At 41.3% G+C, this 20,284-nt stretch carries 17 protein-coding genes; 10 read left to right on the plus strand and 7 right to left on the minus strand.

Annotated features, from left to right (window positions below; all coding sequences use genetic code 11):
* Nucleotides 1-13 precede the first annotated feature (13 nt).
* The 5 genes from JR005_RS07480 to JR005_RS07500 all read left to right on the plus strand — a co-directional run bounded on the left by JR005_RS07480 (nucleotide 14) and on the right by JR005_RS07500 (nucleotide 8,279).
* Nucleotides 14-382: a response regulator gene (locus JR005_RS07480; protein WP_004992474.1), complete on the plus strand. Its 369-nt coding sequence runs from the start codon at nucleotides 14-16 to the stop codon at nucleotides 380-382.
* A gap of 5 nt (nucleotides 383-387) precedes the next feature.
* Nucleotides 388-924, plus strand: coding sequence for a chemotaxis protein CheW (locus JR005_RS07485; RefSeq protein ID WP_004992475.1), 537 nt, complete (start codon nucleotides 388-390; stop codon nucleotides 922-924).
* A 47-nt stretch (nucleotides 925-971) separates the two neighbouring features.
* Nucleotides 972-3,053 carry a methyl-accepting chemotaxis protein gene (locus JR005_RS07490; RefSeq protein WP_004992476.1) on the plus strand — a complete coding sequence of 694 codons (2,082 nt, stop codon included), beginning with the start codon at nucleotides 972-974 and terminating at the stop codon, nucleotides 3,051-3,053.
* A gap of 148 nt (nucleotides 3,054-3,201) precedes the next feature.
* Nucleotides 3,202-7,827 carry an Hpt domain-containing protein gene (locus JR005_RS07495; RefSeq protein WP_218664819.1) on the plus strand — a complete coding sequence of 1,542 codons (4,626 nt, stop codon included), beginning with the start codon at nucleotides 3,202-3,204 and terminating at the stop codon, nucleotides 7,825-7,827.
* On the plus strand, nucleotides 7,827-8,279 hold the full coding sequence (locus JR005_RS07500; RefSeq protein ID WP_004992479.1) for a hypothetical protein: 453 nt from the start codon (nucleotides 7,827-7,829) through the stop codon (nucleotides 8,277-8,279). Before JR005_RS07495 ends, JR005_RS07500 begins: the two co-directional genes overlap by 1 nt.
* Before the next feature lie 134 nt (nucleotides 8,280-8,413).
* Here JR005_RS07500 and JR005_RS07505 read toward each other — a convergent pair whose 3' ends face one another.
* The 5 genes from JR005_RS07505 to JR005_RS07525 form a co-directional block, all read right to left on the minus strand.
* The gene (locus JR005_RS07505) at nucleotides 8,414-8,578 is read right to left on the minus strand and encodes a hypothetical protein (protein WP_004992481.1); all 165 of its coding nucleotides are present in this window, start codon (nucleotides 8,576-8,578) and stop codon (nucleotides 8,414-8,416) included.
* Nucleotides 8,579-8,597: 19 nt separating this feature from the next.
* Complete coding sequence (locus JR005_RS07510; RefSeq protein WP_004992482.1) at nucleotides 8,598-9,803, minus strand: RtcB family protein; 1,206 nt, start codon at nucleotides 9,801-9,803, stop codon at nucleotides 8,598-8,600.
* Nucleotides 9,804-10,107: 304 nt separating this feature from the next.
* Complete coding sequence (locus JR005_RS07515; RefSeq protein WP_004994944.1) at nucleotides 10,108-11,568, minus strand: amino acid permease; 1,461 nt, start codon at nucleotides 11,566-11,568, stop codon at nucleotides 10,108-10,110.
* A 13-nt stretch (nucleotides 11,569-11,581) separates the two neighbouring features.
* A complete protein-coding gene (locus tag JR005_RS07520; protein WP_010588607.1) occupies nucleotides 11,582-12,601 on the minus strand; it encodes a class I SAM-dependent methyltransferase in 1,020 nt (339 codons plus the stop codon).
* A 65-nt stretch (nucleotides 12,602-12,666) separates the two neighbouring features.
* The gene (locus tag JR005_RS07525; RefSeq protein WP_004992485.1) at nucleotides 12,667-14,070 is read right to left on the minus strand and encodes a uracil-xanthine permease family protein; all 1,404 of its coding nucleotides are present in this window, start codon (nucleotides 14,068-14,070) and stop codon (nucleotides 12,667-12,669) included.
* Between the two features lie 176 nt (nucleotides 14,071-14,246).
* Between JR005_RS07525 and typA the strand changes: the two genes are divergently transcribed.
* The 3 genes from typA to JR005_RS07540 all read left to right on the plus strand — a co-directional run bounded on the left by typA (nucleotide 14,247) and on the right by JR005_RS07540 (nucleotide 17,303).
* The gene (gene typA / locus JR005_RS07530; RefSeq protein WP_004992487.1) at nucleotides 14,247-16,082 is read left to right on the plus strand and encodes a translational GTPase TypA; all 1,836 of its coding nucleotides are present in this window, start codon (nucleotides 14,247-14,249) and stop codon (nucleotides 16,080-16,082) included.
* Between the two features lie 257 nt (nucleotides 16,083-16,339).
* Entirely contained in the window at nucleotides 16,340-16,777 is a 438-nt protein-coding gene (gene mscL, locus JR005_RS07535; RefSeq protein ID WP_004992495.1) for a large conductance mechanosensitive channel protein MscL, read from the plus strand.
* 163 nt (nucleotides 16,778-16,940) lie between these two features.
* Nucleotides 16,941-17,303 (plus strand): gamma-glutamylcyclotransferase family protein, encoded by a 363-nt coding sequence (locus tag JR005_RS07540; protein WP_044434729.1) that lies wholly within the window; start codon nucleotides 16,941-16,943, stop codon nucleotides 17,301-17,303.
* Between the two features lie 38 nt (nucleotides 17,304-17,341).
* Here the strand turns inward: JR005_RS07540 and JR005_RS07545 are convergent, their stop codons facing one another.
* Together JR005_RS07545 and mutM are read right to left on the minus strand one after the other, a co-directional pair.
* Nucleotides 17,342-17,629, minus strand: coding sequence for a peptidylprolyl isomerase (locus JR005_RS07545; RefSeq protein WP_004992500.1), 288 nt, complete (start codon nucleotides 17,627-17,629; stop codon nucleotides 17,342-17,344).
* Between the two features lie 33 nt (nucleotides 17,630-17,662).
* On the minus strand, nucleotides 17,663-18,487 hold the full coding sequence (gene mutM / locus JR005_RS07550; protein WP_004992502.1) for a bifunctional DNA-formamidopyrimidine glycosylase/DNA-(apurinic or apyrimidinic site) lyase: 825 nt from the start codon (nucleotides 18,485-18,487) through the stop codon (nucleotides 17,663-17,665).
* Between the two features lie 121 nt (nucleotides 18,488-18,608).
* On the opposite strand from mutM, the gene JR005_RS07555 reads away from it, so the two are divergent.
* Together JR005_RS07555 and JR005_RS14715 are read left to right on the plus strand one after the other, a co-directional pair.
* Nucleotides 18,609-19,175, plus strand: a complete 567-nt coding sequence (locus JR005_RS07555) for a DNA-3-methyladenine glycosylase (RefSeq protein WP_004992503.1) — start codon at nucleotides 18,609-18,611, stop codon at nucleotides 19,173-19,175.
* 151 nt (nucleotides 19,176-19,326) lie between these two features.
* A partial coding sequence (locus JR005_RS14715) for a TonB-dependent receptor plug domain-containing protein (protein ID WP_228731662.1) occupies nucleotides 19,327-20,284 on the plus strand: 958 nt, incomplete at its 3' end.

The following is a 20,284-nucleotide window of genomic DNA, read 5'->3' on the forward strand; positions in this document are numbered from 1 at the left end:
TTGGGGACATAAAATGGCACGTATTTTAATTGTAGATGATTCACCAACCGAAACATTTCGTTTTAGAGAAATATTAACAAAACACGGTTTTGAGGTGATTGAAGCATCTAATGGCGCTGATGGGGTGACCATGGCACAGGCTGAACAGCCTGATTTGGTGTTGATGGATGTCGTAATGCCAGGGGTCAACGGTTTTCAGGCGACTCGTGAAATTAGTCGTGGTGAAAATACCAAGCATATTCCAGTGGTAATCGTAAGTACTAAAGATCAGGCAACAGATCGTGTCTGGGGAAAACGTCAGGGTGCACGTGACTATCTGACCAAACCGATTGAAGAAAGCCAACTTATAGACGTGATTAAACAACACCTTAATCTGGAATAGTCATCATGGCTGCTAATGGATTTATCGAATTGCTTCGATTGGCAAAACGTGGCAATCGAAGCTACGCTTCTAACCAAAATGAAGTCAACCGGTGGTCAGGTATAGCCTTTGAGATGATGGGGCAATATTTTGTTGCGCCTCTGGGGGAGGTGATGGAAGTCATTTACCCTCCTAAATATACCCCAGTTCCAAATGCCCAAGCTTGGGTGCGCGGGCTGGCGAATATTCGGGGAAGACTACTCTCAGTTTCTGATTTAACACATTTTGTCTCTGGGCAACGTGCTCCATTTTCGCCTAGCCAAAAAGTGTTATGTATTAGTCATAATGACCACTATGTCGGTTTAGTTGTAGATCAGGTTTTGGGTATTCAGCACTTTAATAAGCACAGCTTTTTTTCTAAAAGTGATGAGCTGGATCAAAAATTAAAAGATTATTGTCAAGGTTATTTCTATCAGCATAACCAACGTTGGCATGTCTTTTTATTTAGTCAGCTGCTGAAAAATCCACAATATATGAATGCTTCAGCAAAATTTATAAATTAAATTCGTACGCAATTAAGTAAATCACGCGTATTCAGGGGAGAAGCTGTATGGGCTTTAAACTAAAAAAGAAAAACACAGCTGAAAGTGCGAGTAAGAAAAACGGTTCTGCATTTTTTGCCAAGATTCAAGCTCAAATTGAGCTGATTTCACAAATGTTCGGTGATAGTAAAAAAACGAGACCGATCATTTATTCAGCGATTATTTTTCTTTTTCTATCAACGATAACGTTGATTTACTTATTTTATAGCGTACCGCGGAATAATGAATTAACTCGTAGTCTGGGGCAACTGCGCTTATTGTCTCAAACTATTCCACGACAAGCGACAGAGTCAACTGCATCGGGTTCACCTGAGGCAATTGCGAGCCTGAAAAAATCGCAGGAACAGTTTGCGCAAAATCTGGAAAATGTACAGGACATCTATGGTGCATCTTCTGAGGAATTTAAAAAGGTCGATCAACTCTGGAAGAATGTATCGACCAATGTAGATTTGATTACGTCTCAACAAAAGCTGATCAATCAACTTTATGACACCAATATCGCGATTGGTGAGTCGATTCCAGGGATTCAGGCAGAATATAACCTGATGGTAGATCAGATGGCTCGTCTGAATATGCCAAGTAGTCAGGTGGTGATTGCCAAGAACCAAGTATTTATTGCAGAGCGTATTTTACGTTCTATCAGTTCTGTATTGGTGGGCACAGAAAATGCCCGTGCATCAGCAGATGACTTTAGTGCCGATATTGAAACCTTTGGTGCTTATTTAAATGCACAGTTAAATGGTAGTGCTGACTTGGGTGTTGAACGTATTAGCGATCCAAGTTTACGTGAATCTGTCGATAGTATTAAATCTGAGTATGATGAAGTTTTAAAAACAGCAGCATCAACGGTATTTAAAAATGCCAACCAGATTGTAAAAGTCCGCCAAGCGTCTTCACAGATTTTCTCTCAATCTGATGATATGTTGAAATCTTTGAATAATCTTTCAGATAAAGCAGATTCTGGCTGGTCAAGTGTTATTCCAGCAGTTTTATTACTCCTATTCCTTACAGGTTTTATCTTATCCGTTGCTCGTTTATTGGCGATTCGTAATTTGTTGGAAAAAAATCGTGTAACGCGTTTACAGGATGAATATGACCGTAACCAAAATGCGATTTTACGTTTACTTGATGAAATTGCCGATTTGGCTGATGGTGATTTACGTTCGTATGCAACGGTATCAGAAGATTTTACTGGTGCAATTGCTGACTCGATCAACTTCGCAATTGATCAATTACGTGATCTGGTATCACGTATTACGGATACGTCTCAGGAAGTGGCGCGTTATACACAAAATACGCAGACCATTACCAATCAGTTAGCGGAAGCCTCTGAGCATCAGGCACAAGAAATTGCAGGTGCATCTGCTGCGATTAACGAAATGGCGGTGTCAATCGATCAGGTATCTGCGAACGCTGCTGAGTCAGCAGAGGTTGCGGAACGTTCGGTACAAATTGCATCCAATGGTGCTGACGTTGTAAACCGTTCGATTGTGGGTATGGATACGATTCGTGAACAGATTCAGGAAACATCGAAACGTATTAAACGTTTGGGTGAGTCTTCGCAAGAAATTGGGAACATCGTCTCGCTCATTAATGATATTGCCGACCAAACTAACATTCTCGCATTGAATGCTGCAATTCAGGCATCGATGGCAGGGGAAGCGGGCCGTGGTTTTGCGGTAGTTGCCGATGAGGTTCAGCGTCTTGCAGAACGTTCTGCATCTGCAACCAAGCAGATTGAAGGCTTGGTTAAAACCATTCAGACCGATACCAATGAAGCTGTAATTTCTATGGAACAGACCACTTCTGAGGTGGTTCGTGGGGCGAATTTGGCGAAAGATGCGGGGGTTGCGCTTGATGAAATTCAAAGCGTATCTAACAACTTGGCTAAATTGATTGCAAACATTTCCAATGCTGCAAAACTTCAGTCTGCATCGGCGAGTCATATTGCCAATACCATGAACGTCGTACAGGAAATTACCTCACAAACCACGACTGCAACTTTTGATACGGCACGTTCGGTTTCTGAACTGGCCAATATGGCAGAGTCATTGCGTGAGTCTGTATCTGACTTTAAGTTACCTGAATAAGCGTGAAGTGACTTTTGGGGCAGACTTCGGGATGTCCCAAATTAAAAAATGCATCGTCAAGATGGCTTCTTGAGAAGGAAGTCACTTGCGTGATGGTGGTAGATCAAGTTTCACCATCAAGGGTGGATAAACGAAAGAAGCCTTCGTTATGAAAGAAATATTAAAACATCTTGTTGAAAAAATAAGCTTACCTGAAGACAGTTTTCTTGATCAGGATGAAGAAATTCTTGAAATTTTTATTGAAGAATTAGAAGAAATTTTTCAAGAATTGGGTCAACTTATTCCGCAGTGGGTGGCTGATTCTGATGAGCAGCAGGTTTTAGCGGACGTTCGTCGCCATTTTCATACTCTAAAAGGGTCTGGTCGAATGGTGGGGGCGAAATCTTCCAGTGAACTGGCGTGGACAGTTGAAGAAGCACTCAATCGAATTATTGCCAAAACTTTGCCATTAAGTGCAGATTTACAACGTTTTGTGCAAGTGGTATTTAATGTTTATCGTTTTAAATTTTATCATGATTTTAAAAATACCCAGCCACACTCTATCGATATTCGTCCATTGGTTTTGTTGGGACAGCAGTTACAACACCAACAAGACGTCGAGCCTGCTTTAGAAGAATTACTCGATTTAGCTGAACAGTTAAATACAGAATCTGGAATTACAGGGCTCGAAATTCAGCAACAACAGATCATTGAAGCTGAACAGCCAGTTGAAGTAGAGCCTGCTGCCATAGCTGACACCTGTGTGGACGCAGTTGCTTCATCAGATGATAGTCTGATTGAAGAAACCATGGCGATTTTCCTTGAAGAAGCAGAAGAACATCTACAAACAATTGATACTTTTTTACAGCAAGATGAGCCATCAGATCAAAGTTATAATCAATTGATTCGCGCTTTGCATACTTTGCGCGGTAGTTCATCGATGGCGCATATTCAGCAAGTATTTGAAGCCAGCAGCAAGGTAGAAACGCTGTTTAAAACCTTGATGCAAGATGAGCTTGAGTCGACTTCAAATGAAACAGCGCTCTTAACCCACTACGCTGAATTTGTTCGAGATTATCTACATACACTGCACCAAAAGGGCTCTCAACAACAGCTTGACAAAATTGATCAAAAATTTAATCAAGCATGGGAAAACTATGGCTTTAATATCGAAGAAATCGCACATGAAGCACAGCATCCACAAGGTGTTGTCACTTCACTATTGCAATTAGATATTGAAAATCTACTGAATGCAGACTATGAGTTTGAAAAACGCGTCAAACTGGAATTCCCTGTCTATATTCAAGCATTGATTACCGAGGCAAGTTCTTTAATTGAGCATACGCATAATCGAGCAGCTCAAGGCGTTCATGATTATGTCTTGCAATTAAAGCCTGCTTATGAACAATTACTTGAAAAACCTGAATTACTGCATCTGGATTATGCCTTTGATATTTTTGGACAGGCACACCAGCAAGTCATTCATTTATTTGATACCTTGGCAGCAGGGCAGCGAGTAAGCTTGGGACAAGAGCAACTCAATGTGATTCATGAGTTGCAAGACTTTGTTCAACAAGATATTGAAACAGCGATTACGGATAAGAAAGTATCATCTGAGCTAAGTGCTGATAAAGTAAGTGCTGAACCTGAGACTGTTTCCATTGAGCCTGTTGCGGTATCAGAGCCAAATGTTTCAACATTTGATTTATCGTCAATTTCTGCACGTATTCAACAAGATCATCAGCACCTAGATTCAGAGCAAGCCAATCGTAATTTCGATGCAGACCTTCTCGATATCTTTTTAGAAGAAGCTGATGAGCTGTTGGTCGGTATTGACGCAGACTTAAACACTTGGTCGCAGCAACAAAGTAATACGTCTGCCTTGAATAATTTGATGCGCTATTTACACACCTTAAAAGGTGGCGCAAATATGGTTCAGGCAACCCATATGGGACTGATTGCGCATGAGTTAGAAACCATTTATCAACGCTTGATTCATGGGCAAATACATTCTTCTGAAAATATGATACAGATTATTCGTCTGGTACAAGATGATATTGCTGATCGGATTCAAACGTTGCGTGATGAAGCAGTAGATTATCCAGCGACAGAAGTGATTGAGTTGCTTGGAAATATTGAGCAGGTTCTACAAGGGGTACCACAGCAACAGCCTGAGAGTGCAACGCGGACTACTTCTGTTGATAGTACCTTGGCGCAAGTTGTTGCTGAGCCACCAACTGAAGTTGTTGAGCATGAATTAACGGCAGATCATCTTGAATCAGTTGCTCTTGGTGAACCAACATCAGGCGTGGAGTCTGATGCAGTTGTTGCTGAGGAACAATTACAGGATTCGACTTCCGCTGCGAATGATGCGCTAGAAAGTCAAGCATCGATTTCAAATACCAATGTTGATATCGATAATACCAAACCGTATCAAGATACAGATCCTGATGATGTTCAATCTTTGGTGGAAGCGACTTTCTATGAAGAAGCGGCAGAGTTGCTTGATGCTGGACAGCAACTTCTCAATCGCTGGTTTGATGAACGGACTAACCGAAGTATTTTGCTTCAATTGCAACGTACAGTGCATAGCTTAAAAGGTGGTGCACGAATGGCAGAATTAGAGCCTGTTGCAGTAATTGCCTCACATCTTGAAAATGCCTTTGAGCAATTTGCAGTAAAAGCCTTTAGTTCCAATGCTTATGACCATCTCTTGCTGACGGCATTTACATGGTTAAAGGCAGCTATTTTTGAACGTTCATATAATAACTATGATGGTTTAAAGCATACCTTAGAACGTCTTCAATTTGTCGATACCAATGCGCAAATTCCAACTAAACTGGCTCGCGCGGATCTATTCTCGCAAGAACAAGTGATGGAGTTTGTACAGGGAGATGGTACAGAACCGCCATCTATGCTGGGTGAATGGGACAACACCGTACAGGCTGATGATTCAAATGAGATGATCCGTGTTTCTGCGGATCTGATCGAAAAAATGATTAACTTGTCTGGTGAAAATGCCATTAACCGTTCGCGTATCCAAATGGATTTGGGACAGTTAGGCAATACACTGGTCGAAATGGAATTGGCGATTCAACGTTTGGCAGATCAGTTACGCCGAATGGAAGGCGAATTAGAAAGTCAGATTATCGCCAAGCATGGGGCAGAAAACTTACGTTATATCGACTTTGACCCATTAGAAATGGATCAATATTCATCATTGAATCAACTGTCAAAATCACTTGCTGAATCTGCATCGGATTTGGTTGACTTCAAAACCACATTATCCGACAAAATTCGTGATACAGAAGGTTTGTTATTACAACAATCACGTATTCAGGCTGAAATTCAGGAAAGTCTGATGCGTACCCGATTAGTTCCGTTCTCACGACTTTTACCTCGCTTACAGCGTATTGTGCGTCAGACTGCAAGTAGTTTGAACCGTCCAGCTGAATTGGTGGTCAATAATACCGAAGGCGAACTGGATCGAAATATCTTGGAACGCTTGGTCACGCCACTTGAACACATGCTGCGAAATGCAGTCGATCATGGGGTAGAAGATCGTGAAGAGCGTTTAAAACTGGGTAAACCTGAAATAGGGCGTATTGAGCTAAATATTAGCCGCCAAGGAACAGATGTTCTGGTGAGCTTTAGCGATGATGGTAAAGGTATTGATGTTAATAAAATCAAAGCCAAAGCTTTAGAAAATGGTTTGATGACTGAGGATCAAAAACTCGAAGCACAGGAAATTTTGCAGTACATTTTCCATCCTGGGTTTAGTACAGCGACCTCAGTGACCCAAATTTCAGGACGTGGTGTTGGTCTGGATGTGGTGCAAAGTAGTATTAAGGCGCTTGGTGGTCATGTTAGTGTCGATTCAACATTCGGCTCTGGTACCACTTTTACTATTCGTGTACCAACGACTGTGGCAGTGAGTGATGCACTCATGGTGAAAGTCGGTGATCAGCAATTTGCCTTGCCTTTGGCTCAGATTGACCGAATTGTGCGTATTGCGCCTGCAACTCTTGAACGCTATTTCCATGGTCAGGATGATTATTTTAATATCGATAATACTCCATATCGTTTACGTTATCTGGCGGAGTTTGTCAGCAATCAGCCTATTCCAAAATTATCTGGTATTGCACATTCATTACCTGTGTTATTGGTTAAAGGCGCGCATGGTCAGACCATTGCGTTATTGGTCGATCAATTGGTCGGTTCGCGTGCACAAATTGTAGTGAAACCAATCGGACGACAGTTCGCAAGTATTGGCGCTGTTGCTGGGGCGACAATTTTAGGTGATGGTCATGTTTGTCTCATTCTGGATGGACAAAACATTGCACGTCAGATCCAATCGACACAACGTAATAAACAAGTTGTTGAAGGCAGAGAAAAAACACGTCATACCGATGAACGTCGTCTGATCATGATCGTAGATGACTCGGTGACTGTCCGTAAAGTTACTTCGCGGCTACTGGAACGTCAGGGCTTTGATGTGGTGACGGCCAAAGATGGTGTCGACGCCATGGAACAGCTTGAAAATGTCAAACCTGATTTGATGTTGCTGGATATTGAAATGCCTCGCATGGATGGTTTTGAGGTGACTAATCTGGTACGCCATCATGAGTTACATCAGGATATGCCAATTATCATGATCACATCACGTACTGGTGAAAAACATCGTGAACGTGCATTGTCACTTGGCGTAACGCATTACATGGGTAAACCGTTCCAAGAATCAGAATTGCTTGAGAATATTGAAGCATTACTTGAAACAGCTTCAGGGAGTTACTGATGGCGATTGATAAAAAAGTAACCGCGCAGATTGATCAGCAGGAGCTTCAACACTTAATTAGTGTCTCGACTGGATTTATTGATGCTTATATCATTGAATGTCGTGATCAGGTGCCGATGCTATTACCGCAAAACATTGTATTGTCGGCGCTTGATACCAAGGTTGATGCTGAGTCGATAGAATGGCATGATTTGAAATTGCCTATTTATTCAGTTAATCATCCTAATATTACTCAAGGGGTCGCTTTGGTCATAGAAGGGGATGATGTTGCGCAACGTTTTGCCTTAATCTGTGACAGCATGCCGCAGACGATTCGTTTGCGTATTTCAGAAGTGGTCGATGAAGAGGAAACAACATCTGATCCAATGGTATTTAAGCGAGTTAAAATTGCCGATCAGCATTTCCATGTTCCGCATCTGGAAAATATTCAAAAAAGTTTAGGTGTTTTATAAACTTAACTACCTAAAATGGCAAACCCCAGTTGAAATCACTGGGGTTTGTTTTATCGTGGTGACTTAGATTGAAATATTCACAAAAATATCTACAGTTTTTCATGCGCTGCTCCTTATAGATCGCTAGATTAAAATTATTCACACCATCTTTTAGACTTTAGCAATTGTTTGGTTTGCTGACGTTCACGTCGATGTTGTGCTTTGGGTTTTTCAGTTTCATGCATTCCGCCTTTATGTAACAAAGGCGATAAAGCCACCTGATTTCTCACTTTGACTTTGGATCGTTTGCCTAGTTTCATGGTTAAGCTCCGAGTTAAATTATCCTTTAATACAAAGGACTTGTTTAAGCGTATGTACGACTTCTATCAAATCTGACTGCTGAGCCATGACTTGATCAATGTCTTTATACGCTGAGGGAATTTCGTCAATCACACCAGCATCTTTACGGCATTCAATGCCTTGCGTTTGCTGAATCAAGTCTTGTTGATTAAACAGATGCTTGGCTTTGTTACGGCTCATTTTACGTCCTGCACCATGTGAGCAAGAGCAAAAGGAGTCGGGATGACCTTTGCCACGTACAATATAAGAACGCGCACCCATCGAACCTGGAATGATTCCAAGCTCATCTTTACCAGCTCGGATGGCACCCTTTCGTGTAATTAATAAATTTTCGCCATCATGTTGTTCCTGACTGACATAATTATGGTGGCAATTAATCGCTTCTTTGGTCAACTGAAATGAAGGTAATAGTGGGCGAATCGCCTCTAAAATTAACCGCATCATCTCACGACGGTTTTCATAGGCATACGCCTGCGCCCACTCAACCGCTTCAACATAATCGTCAAAGCTTGTCGAGCCTTCGGCAAAGTAGCTCAAGTCTTTGTCAGGAACATGACCAAAGCGGTGTTGGGCTTCTTTTTTTGCCAGTTCGATAAAATAAGTACCAATGACATTGCCTAAACCACGACTCCCTGAATGTAACATGATCCAGACGTCCTGATTTTCATCCAGACAAAGTTCAATAAAGTGGTTGCCGCCACCTAAAGTCCCGAGTTGTTTTTGCCAAGTCATATCAAACTTTCGCAGCATTCGAACCAAACCAGGATGTTTGCTGATAATCGGTTGGAGCCGTTTATCCAGCGGGGTGAGCGTTGAAGCTTTGGCTTTCACTTGTTTGTGTAAATCAAAACCTACAGGAACTTTTCTTTCAATCGCATGACGTAAGCTTGAAAGATTGTCTGGAAGTTGACTGCTTTTAAGGTTTAAACGTATCGCATTCATTCCACAGCCAATATCTACGCCGACCGCAGCGGGTATAATCGCATGTTTGGTCGGAATGACACTGCCAACGGTGGCTCCTTTCCCGACATGCACATCTGGCATGACTGCTATGTGGGAATGAATAAATTGCAATTGCGCCATTTTAGTGAGTTGTTCAATACTGTCTTGATCGATATCGTTCGTAAAGATCTTTACAGGAACCCCATAAGCGGCATCTGCATTTAAAATTTTTTGTATGCTCATAATAAGCTGTCCGTATCATTATTTTAATAGCTGTCCGAACAGGCATAAAAAAACCTAGCGAATGCTAGATCTTGTGCATTCGGACAAGTGATCTTTGACCCTTGTCCGTGAGATGACAACGTGCCAATGATTAGTAATGTTTATCCTGTAAAGCTGGCATGTTGTTACTCCTATAAATTGGCAGTTTTGATGCTGACTGCGCCAATGGTTGAATCTTGGTCGCAATCATAATCCTTTGTTTTGAAAAGTCAAGCTTTTCAAAACTGAAGAAATTGAATGATGCTACTGTAAGCTAAAACACGCATTAATCTTGATCGGGTTGGATATTCATCTCTTGATAAGACACCAATTTGGTTTTATGTTTCCATTTATAACCCAGCCAGATCACCAAAAACAGGGGAATACTGATATAGGTGGAAAGTAAACCCATCCAGTCAATTTTTCCACCTAAAATCGCTTGATAGTTTTGTCCCAAAATAATGATCGAACACAAAATAAAGGCAAACCACGGGGCAAATGGAAAGAATTTGGCTCGATATGCCAGATCTTCAAGTCTATGACCCTGAGCCAGATAGCCTTTACGGAAGCGATAGTGTGAAATCGCAATCCCGAGCCAGACAATAAAGCCACACATGCCTGACATATTGAGCAGCCAGTTAAAAACAGCCTGTTCCCCAATAAAAGTAGTCAGGAAGCACAGTGCAGCAACGGCTGTCGTGGCATAAAGTGCATGCATTGGTACGCCACGTTTATCCAGTTTTGAGAACCATTTGGGCGCACGACCTTCACGTGCCATGTCGAACAGCATACGGGTTGAAGAATACATGCCTGAATTTCCTGCCGATAAAATCGCGGTTAAAATCACGGCATTCATCAAACTTGCAGCAAAGGCAAAACCGACTTTTTCATAGAGCAAAGTAAATGGCGAAAGTGCAATATCACCACTAGAAGCTGCTTGTAACAGGCGCGGATCATCATAGGAAATCAGTGTTCCAATGATAAAAATACACACGATATAAAACAGTAGAATCCGCCAGAAAATCTGCTTAATTGCGAGAGGAATTGTTTTCTTTGGATCCTTAGATTCACCTGCGGCAACGCCGACCATTTCAGTGCCCTGAAAAGAGAACCCTGCGATCATAGCCACACCAATCATGGCTTGTAATCCACCAACAAAAGGCGCGTCTTTATAGGTCCAGTTACCAAAAGTCGCTACTCCCGGTGTCATCATGATTTTGATGATCATGGAGAAACCAATAATGATAAAGGCGACAATCGCAACGACCTTGACCATTGAAAACCAGAATTCACTTTCACCAAAACCTTTGACGGTCATGGCATTGATGGCAAAAATGACGACCAGAAAAATCGCACTCCAGTAAAAGCCGGGTAAATCTGGAAACCAGAATTTCATAATCAACTGAACCGCAACCAGTTCAAAAGCCACGGTAATGGCCCAGTTGTACCAATAGTTCCAGCCCAAAGCAAAGCCAAAGCTATCCTCGACATAGCGACTACCATAGGTAAAAAAAGCGCCTGAAGTGGGATTGTGGGTGGCGAGCTCACCCAAACTGGTCATTAGAAAATAAATCATGACGCCAATCAGTGCATAGGCCAATAATGCGCCACCCGGCCCTGCATTGGCGATGGTTGAACCTGAAGCCAGAAATAAACCAGTACCAATCGAACCGCCAATGGCGATCATATTTAAATGACGAGCACCGAGCTTACGCTGAAGCTTTTCAGGTTGAATCTTTTCACTCATGAAAATTCCTTAGTCATTGGGACACATGGGCATAAAGCACTTTGAATCCTTGTTGATCGGCAAGGGTATTGCAGCGACCAAATTGTTGCTCAATCAAAAGTGGATAATTTAAAAAACGATTTGCCACTATCCATAATTCACCATTGACAGTTAAATGTCGTTTGGCTTGTTTGCATAGACCCTCACTTGCAGCATAATCCGTATGAATTCCTTGATGAAAAGGCGGATTGCTGACAATTGCGTCTAGTTCAAGTGGTGCATCATGAATCCCAGTAACGGCTTGAATATGAAGCTGTTCTAAATGAAGTCCATTCCGATGAAATGTCATTTCAGTAGAACGTAGTGCAAATGCATCGACATCCAGCGCATAAATTTCGTTGTTACAATTTAATTTTGCCAGATACGCACTAATGACACCTGCACCACAGCCAAAGTCGGCAAGTTTACCCGATTTTATATTATTTAGATAAGGTAAAAGAATGCCTGTGCCGACATCCAAATGATTTTGGCTAAATACCCCAGGGAGTGCACAAATATGAAGTTGAGTTTGATTGACTTCAATGCTGTAGGTTTTTACCCAATTTTCTAGTGGTTTTAAGGTTTCAGTTTTGTGCAAAATACATTGCCAAAGCTGACAGTGACGTGCGCTATCGAGTTTAAGATTTTTACCTAAGACTTGTAATTGTTTAGCCGCACGTTCTACACCACCTTTTTTTTCACCCACCAAAAAGATGGATTGACCTTGCTTAAGATGACTCGCGACAACATGCAAAATATAGCTGAGTAACTCTTTCGATTTTGGTACAAAGATGATGACTTGATCGATATCTTTCTGTGGAAATTCAACTGAAAAATGCGTAGCAAACTGCTGCTGCTCGAAATATTGATGATCAGCAAAGTTCCATGTCCAGATCGAAATATTTAAATCGTTGGGCAATTCGCGGGCAAGTTCATCCGCAGGTGCATTGATGAGCAATACCTTGCCTGATAAAAACTGTTGTTGGCGCAGTACGACTTCACTACGTGGATCCATCATATTTAACTCTCATGAATAAGAAAGCCCAGTCAAACTGGGCAAATTCTTCTTAATTGCCCGATTTAATCTTGATTTCTCTGATCTTGATCTTCAGGATGTTGATGTTCAGGCAATACGATATTTAAGATTAAAGCAGCAATACCACCTGTGGCGACGCCTGAACTAAAGATATTTTTAAACAGTTCAGGTAAATGCTCAAGGATTTGCGGAACTTGTGCAACACCGAGTCCTAAAGCCAATGAAATCGCAATAATCAACAGTGCACGACGATCCAGATGAATACTGGATAAAATATTAATCCCTGATGCAGCTACAGCGCCAAACATGACCATCACTGCACCGCCTAATACCGCTTGCGGTACCGCTTGAATTACGCCAGAAACCATTGGAAACAATCCAAGTAGGATCAATAAAATCGCAATCCAGATACCGACATAGCGACTGGCCACTCCTGTGAGTTGGATCACACCATTATTCTGTGCAAACACCGAACTTGGAAAAGTATTAAATAAACCTGCAAGTAAAGAGTTTGCACCATTCACCAGTACGCCACCTTTAATCCGTTCCATCCATTTTGGACCATTGACAGGTTCATTGGAGAGTTTACTGGTTGCAGTAATATCACCAATCGCTTCCAAAGACGTCACCAGATAAATAAACGCCATAGGGATGAATAAGCTCCAAGAAAAGCTTAAACCAAAGTGCATTGGCGTTGGAATCTGTATGATAGGTGTTTCGTGTAAACCTGAAAAATCCAGATGTCCCATGAAGCCTGCCAGAACATAACCCACAATCAGCGCAATCAAAATGGCAGAACTTTTAATCCAGATGACCTGAATACGATTGAGTAGGATGATAATCGCAAGCACTGTACAAGACATGATCAAATTATCTTGGCTGGCAAAGGTTTGATTTTGCATGGCCTGATAACCACCGCCCATACTGATGAGACCTTCTTTAATCAAGGTTAAACCAATCATCAGTACTACGATTCCTGTGACCAGTGGCGTGATCAGCTTTTTCACCCACGGCAGAATACGGGATACGCCCATTTCAATGAATGATCCTGCAATCACCACCCCAAAAATTGCTGCCATCACTTGATTGACAGGCGTTCCTGCGGCGACCATTGCACTACCAATACCAATAATCGGGCCAATAAAGTTAAAACTTGTCCCTTGGACGATCAGCAAGCCAGCACCAAAAGGTCCGACCTTCTTGCATTGTAAAAAAGTCGCAATCCCTGAAATGACCAATGACATGGACAAAATCATGTTGGTTTCTTCGTGGGAAACCCCCAGTGCCAGACAAATCAAAAGTCCTGGCGTAACAATAGGTACAATAATTGCTAAAAGATGTTGTAGTGCAGCAAGAAATGCAACAAAAGGGGCAGGACGGTCATTTAACCCATAAATCAGATCAAGTTTTTCACCTGATTTTGGCGCAGCGTCTTGTAAATCAGACATGAGAGATTAAATCTTAAGCTTCAAAGTGGCGCTATTCTAATCGAGATAATTGCCTTTACCCAAGAAAAAACGACGAAGACATGAAAAAAACACGGGCATGTCAATAAACTGTCACTACTTTTATGTAGGATTTTTCTGTATAATTTGCCCTCAAGTTTTAGGCTTATCGAATTTTCATGTCAGATATCAAAAATCTCCGCAATATTGCAATTATTGCACACGTCGACCATGGTAAAACCACGCTTGTCGATAAACTTCTACAACAATCAGGTGCTTTGGGTGATCGTGCAGGCGAGATTGAGCGTGTCATGGACTCGAATGCGCTTGAAAGCGAACGTGGTATTACTATTCTTGCAAAGAATACTTCGATCACTTGGTTAGATAAACGTACTGATATTACTTACCGTATCAATATCGTAGATACCCCGGGACACGCCGACTTTGGTGGTGAAGTAGAACGTGTATTGTCTATGGTGGACTGCGTATTACTATTGGTTGATGCTCAAGAAGGCCCAATGCCGCAAACTCGTTTCGTAACGCAAAAAGCGTTTGCGCGTGGTTTGAAGCCAATCGTGATCATTAACAAAGTCGACAAGCCAAGCGCACGTCCAGACTGGGTGATCGATCAAGTATTTGATTTATTTGATAACTTGGGTGCAACTGACGAACAGTTAGATTTCCCAATCGTTTATGCTTCAGGTTTACGTGGTGTTGCAGGTCCAGCGCCAGAAGAATTGGCTGAAGACATGACTCCGTTGTTTGAAACGATTGTTGATATCGTTGAGCCACCAGCAGTTGATGCTGATGGTCCTTTCCAGATGCAAATTTCATCGCTTGACTATAACAGCTTCGTTGGCGTGATCGGTGTTGGTCGTATTCAACGTGGTTCAGTTAAAACCAATACTCCTGTGACTGTGATTGATAAAGAAGGTAAGACACGTAATGGTCGTATCTTAAAAATCATGGGTTACCACGGTTTAGAGCGTATTGATGTTGAAGAAGCATCTGCAGGCGACATCGTATGTATTACAGGTATCGATGCATTAAACATTTCTGACACTATTTGTGATCCGAAAAATGTTGAAGCATTACCTCCATTATCTGTAGATGAACCAACGGTATCGATGACATTCCAAGTCAACAACTCACCGTTTGCAGGTAAAGAAGGTAAATTTGTCACTTCACGTAATATCCGTGAACGTCTTGATCGCGAATTGATCCATAACGTAGCACTTCGTGTAGAAGATACAGACAGTCCAGACCGTTTCAAAGTTTCTGGCCGTGGTGAACTTCACCTTTCTGTTTTGATTGAAAACATGCGTCGTGAAGGCTTTGAAATGGGCGTTTCACGTCCACAAGTGATCATCAAAGAAGTGGATGGTGAAAAACAAGAGCCATACGAAAACGTGACTTTTGATGTTGAAGAACAACATCAAGGTGCGGTGATGGAACAAATGGGTCACCGTAAAGGTGAAATGACCAATATGGAAGTCGACGGTAAAGGCCGTATCCGTATTGAAGCGACTGTTCCTTCACGTGGTCTGATTGGTTTCCGTTCAGAATTCTTAACCATGACTTCTGGTACAGGGATTATGACTTCAAGCTTTTCGCATTATGGCCCTGTGAAACAAGGTACTGTGGCGAAACGTCAAAACGGTGTATTGATCTCAATGGTTCAAGGGACTTGCTTGGGCTATGCATTGTTCAGCTTGCAAGACCGTGGTCGTTTGTTTGCTAAACCACAGTTAGAAGTGTATGAAGGGATGATCGTTGGCATCAACTCACGTTCAGACGACATGGTGGTTAACCCAACTAAAGCAAAACAGCTCACCAACGTTCGTGCCTCTGGTACTGACGATGCGTTAACTTTAACTCCTGCAATTGAATACACGCTTGAACAAGCACTTGAATTCATTGAAGATGATGAGTTAGTTGAAGTAACACCTAAGTCAATTCGTATCCGTAAGCGTTATTTGACTGAAAATGAACGTAAACGTAACCGCGATAAATAATTTGATTTTGATCTAAGATCAGTAAGTAAACCGCTAAATTCGTTTAGCGGTTTTTTTATTAGATGATCTTTATCGCTGTAGACCTTTAAGTTCATATTTTTATTCATATAAAATGTTGTTAAAGTGTGAAATAGCTTTCTTTTTTTGAGAAAAATATTAAATTAGCAAACATGAGCCGATCATCCATTAACACTATTGTTAAGCCGTGATTAGAACAAAAACAAGGGAATAGCGGTTCCCGAGTGGAGAAAATTGAGATGAGTATTATTCAAGAATTTAAAGAATTTGCTGTTAAAGGCAATATGATTGATTTGGCTGTCGGTGTCATCATCGGTGGTGCTTTCGGTAAAATTGTAGATTCATTGGTCAAAGACATTATTATGCCGTTGATTACTGTGATTACAGGTGGTGGTGTTGATTTTTCGCAAAAGTATATTGTACTTGGTGCCAATCCGAATAATTTACAATCATTGGATGCTCTGCAAAAAGCAGGCGTAAACGTATTGACTTATGGTAACTTCCTGACCATTTTAATTAACTTCCTGATTTTGGCATGGGTCGTGTTTCTAATGGTGAAATTGATTAATCGTATGCGTCGTAAGGATGAAGCGGAAGCACCAGCACCAGAAACTCCTGAAGAAATTCAATTGCTTCGTGAAATTCGCGATGAACTAAAGCAACATCCACAATCATAATATTGTAGGCTTTCTCAAAACGGCATTTTTAAATGCCGTTTTTTTATGCATTTTGATTGATATTTCTCATCTGAATTTGACACTTAAGCGACTTGAGGTTTTTGTCAGAGTCCTTAAAATATGGCGACTGAAAATACCTGCCAATCATAGGATTTACTCAAACATGAACCGACTTTTTGCTTATGGAACTTTATGTCCAGATCGTGAAAACGCACATATTCTGGGAAATATTGGCGGAGAATGGCAAAAGGCTTCAGTGAATGGCGTGGTGCATACTTTAGACTGGGGACCCGATCAGGGTTTGCCTGCCTTGGTATTGGATGAAAATGCACCTAAAGTGTCTGGTTTAGTGTTTAGTACCGATAAACTGGCTGAACATTGGCCCATGCTTGATGAGTTTGAAGGTTTTCAATATCAGCGAGTCAAGGTGATGGTGGAGTTTGAAACAGGTGAAATGATCGAAAGTTGGACTTATCAAATGAATCCTCATGCAAAGCTAATGCAACTAGAAAGTGAAAGGACTTAAGTTTTTAAGACTTGCGTCCTTTTATTCACGACTGCAATTTATGCAAATTCAGTTCTAAATTTGACTTCAAGCAAATGAAAACCAAATTGGCTTTTGATTGGACCGTGTAAAATTCGTTCAGCCGCAGTAAATACGAGTTTATCAATAACGGGAACAAGTTGACCTTTTTTCACTTCGCCAAGTTCACCGCCACGTTTGGCAGAATTACAGGTGGAATATTGTTTGGCGATTTTTGAAAAATCAGCGCCCGACAAAATTTTCTTTTTAAGTTGTTCCGCAAGATCTTTGTCTTTAACTAGAATATGACGAACAATGGCAGTTTGCATGGGCAAGCCTCCTGAATCTGTTGAGGACAAATATTAAACTTTGATACGTTTTAAAGGTTGGCATTGGGGACAAAATACACTGGCACGTTGTCCGAGTTTAAGATTTTCCAGTGGCGTTTCACACTGAACACACATTTCACCTGCACGACCATAAGCCAGTAAAGTTTGTTGAAAATAGCCATTTTCACCGACAGCATTGGTGAAATCCCGCAAGGTTGATCCCCCTAAATCAATCGCAGATTTCAAAATACGTTTGATTTCATCCACAAGTTGAACAATCTGCTTTTTACTTAAACTAGAGGCTGGCTGTGCAGGGTGAATGCCTAAGTTAAACAGACTTTCAGTGGCGTAAATATTACCTACGCCGACCACTACGTGATTATCCATCATTGCAATTTTTATGCCGACTTGTTTGTTTTTAAGCTTTTGATAAAGATAATCTGCATTAAACTCGTCACCGAGCGGCTCTGGGCCAAGTGGATTCAGTAGTTTGTTTTGAGATTCTTCATTGAGCCATAAAATACAGCCAAAACGACGCGGATCGTGATAACGTAACTGGGTACCATCTTCAAAACCAATCATCAAATGATCATGTTTACGTAACTCATCCTGAGCTGTAGCCAGACGAAAACTGCCCGACATGCCTAAATGCCACAGCATTTGATCTTGTTCAAATTCAGCCAGAATATATTTAGAGCGTCTTTGTAAACCAATTAAACGCTGTCCATTCAGGCGAGAAATATCCTCTGGAATTGGCCAACGTAATCTGGACTCTCTGACTTCAACGATTTGGACGCGCTGTTGCAGTAAAGGCAATAAACTGGTTTTAGTGGTTTCAACTTCAGGTAATTCTGGCATTGACAGCTCGATAAAATCATGACGATGTTAATATGGGGGTAATCAGCACAATGACAAATTTAAGAAGGCACTTTATCTGTCAATATCGTGTCATTTCCCTTTCTTTACTTATGGTAGCGTGATGTCAGAAATTTTACCATTCACATGGTTTCAACGTGATACATCGACAGTGGCCGAGCAATTGATCGGCTGTCAGCTTTGTGTACGTCAGGACAATGGTGAAATTCTACGTTGTACCATCAGTGAAACAGAAGCGTATTTGGGAATTCGCGATAAAGCCAGTCATAACTACGATGGACGACGTACTGCCCGAACCGAGGTGATGTATAGCGCTGGCGGGCATATTTATGTTTATCTGATTTATGGGATGTATCACATGCTGAATTTGATCACGCAGACAGAACATGAACCTGAAGGCGTGATGCTCAGAGCCGCTTTTTTTGAAGATTCAGTTTCTAAACCTGACTTTAAGCGCTTGTCAGGCCCTGGAAAATTGACCAAACAATTAGGTATTACAGAGCGATTTAAAGGCAAAATGTTGGGGGTAGAAACTGGTTTGTGGATTGAAAATAAAAAAATTCAGCCAGAGATTGTACGGAAAAAAAGAATCGGGGTTGATTATGCTGAGGAAGCAAAAGACTGGCTAGAACGCTATTGCTGGAAAGATCATCCAAGTTTAAGCCGTTAAACCTACAAAGTACTCCAAGAAATAACCAAACTAATATACTGAAAATTGGAATGATTGGCTAAAATCGTTTTTTGTCGATATGTTAAAATTTACAAACTAAATGATATAACAAATATTTTTGGGCTAATTGTTGATATTAAAGGATAACTGAATGCGCTTCATGCAATTCAATACATTATATTCTTCCATGTTTTTACTTTCTGGGTTCAGTATGAGTGGTGCTGCTTGGGCAGAAGTGCCAGAACCAGTTGCATTGCCGACCATTAAAGTAGAAGCAACTCGTACAGACACTACTTATTTGCAAACTCCTGCTTCGGTTTTTCGCATTGATGCACCCAAGCAGGATCAAAGTTCACAGGTTAATTTGACAGAAGTGGTCAAAGGCATTCCAAGCTTGCAACTGCATAATCGTGAGAATTATGCACAGGATTTACAACTTTCCATGCGTGGTTTTGGTGCGCGTTCAACTTTTGGTGTGCGTGGTATTCGTTTATATGTGGACGGTATTCCTGCCACGATGCCAGATGGTCAGGGGCAAACGTCCAATATCGATTTGAGCAGTTTGGATCATATTGAGGTTTTAACAGGGCCTTTTTCGTCAATATATGGTAATTCATCGGGCGGTACTTTGTTGACCACCACTAAAGAAGGTCAAGGCAAAGATTCTGTTGAACTGAGTTATTCGGGGGGAAGTCATGATAAAAATCGTGCAGGAATTGTGTTGCAGGGCGGTGCAAAACAAGCCAATCAACCGAGCTATGTGATTAGTTCATCATACTTCGATACCGATGGTTATCGTGATCATAGCGCTGCCAATAAGGTTTTGAATAATGCCAAACTCACGTGGAATCTTGAAGATGGGTCTAAAATTAACTGGATTACCAATTATTTAAAAATTAATGCTGATGACCCGCAAGGACTGACACGTGACCAATGGAAAGCCAATCCAAAACAAGTCAATGATGCCAATAATAGCTACGATGTGCGTAAAGACATTGAACAGACGCAAACAGGATTGACTTGGTTAAAGCCATTAAATGATAAAAACGAATTGTATGCGATGGCTTACTTTGGTCATCGTGAGGTGACACAGTATCAATCTATTCCTA

The organism is Acinetobacter sp. Colony158, from assembly GCF_019264745.1.
Taxonomy (GTDB): domain Bacteria; phylum Pseudomonadota; class Gammaproteobacteria; order Pseudomonadales; family Moraxellaceae; genus Acinetobacter; species Acinetobacter ursingii.

Bases quoted from the DNA above. Each gene is read 5' to 3' on its own strand.
- JR005_RS07525 (WP_004992485.1), bottom strand. From the start codon at position 14,070: ATGTCTGATTTACAAGACGCTGCGCCAAAATCAGGTGAAAAACTTGAT.
- JR005_RS07545 (WP_004992500.1), bottom strand. From the start codon at position 17,629: ATGCAAACTGCCATTGTTCGTCATATTCTAGTTAAAGACAAAGATCTT.
- JR005_RS07495 (WP_218664819.1), top strand. From the start codon at position 3,202: ATGAAAGAAATATTAAAACATCTTGTTGAAAAAATAAGCTTACCTGAA.
- JR005_RS07555 (WP_004992503.1), top strand. From the start codon at position 18,609: ATGTCAGAAATTTTACCATTCACATGGTTTCAACGTGATACATCGACA.
- JR005_RS07540 (WP_044434729.1), top strand. From the start codon at position 16,941: ATGAACCGACTTTTTGCTTATGGAACTTTATGTCCAGATCGTGAAAAC.
- mscL (WP_004992495.1), top strand. From the start codon at position 16,340: ATGAGTATTATTCAAGAATTTAAAGAATTTGCTGTTAAAGGCAATATG.
- JR005_RS07520 (WP_010588607.1), bottom strand. From the start codon at position 12,601: ATGGATCCACGTAGTGAAGTCGTACTGCGCCAACAACAGTTTTTATCA.
- JR005_RS07500 (WP_004992479.1), top strand. From the start codon at position 7,827: ATGGCGATTGATAAAAAAGTAACCGCGCAGATTGATCAGCAGGAGCTT.
- JR005_RS07490 (WP_004992476.1), top strand. From the start codon at position 972: ATGGGCTTTAAACTAAAAAAGAAAAACACAGCTGAAAGTGCGAGTAAG.
- JR005_RS07485 (WP_004992475.1), top strand. From the start codon at position 388: ATGGCTGCTAATGGATTTATCGAATTGCTTCGATTGGCAAAACGTGGC.
- JR005_RS07480 (WP_004992474.1), top strand. From the start codon at position 14: ATGGCACGTATTTTAATTGTAGATGATTCACCAACCGAAACATTTCGT.
- typA (WP_004992487.1), top strand. From the start codon at position 14,247: ATGTCAGATATCAAAAATCTCCGCAATATTGCAATTATTGCACACGTC.
- JR005_RS07515 (WP_004994944.1), bottom strand. From the start codon at position 11,568: ATGAGTGAAAAGATTCAACCTGAAAAGCTTCAGCGTAAGCTCGGTGCT.
- JR005_RS07510 (WP_004992482.1), bottom strand. From the start codon at position 9,803: ATGAGCATACAAAAAATTTTAAATGCAGATGCCGCTTATGGGGTTCCT.
- JR005_RS07505 (WP_004992481.1), bottom strand. From the start codon at position 8,578: ATGAAACTAGGCAAACGATCCAAAGTCAAAGTGAGAAATCAGGTGGCT.
- mutM (WP_004992502.1), bottom strand. From the start codon at position 18,487: ATGCCAGAATTACCTGAAGTTGAAACCACTAAAACCAGTTTATTGCCT.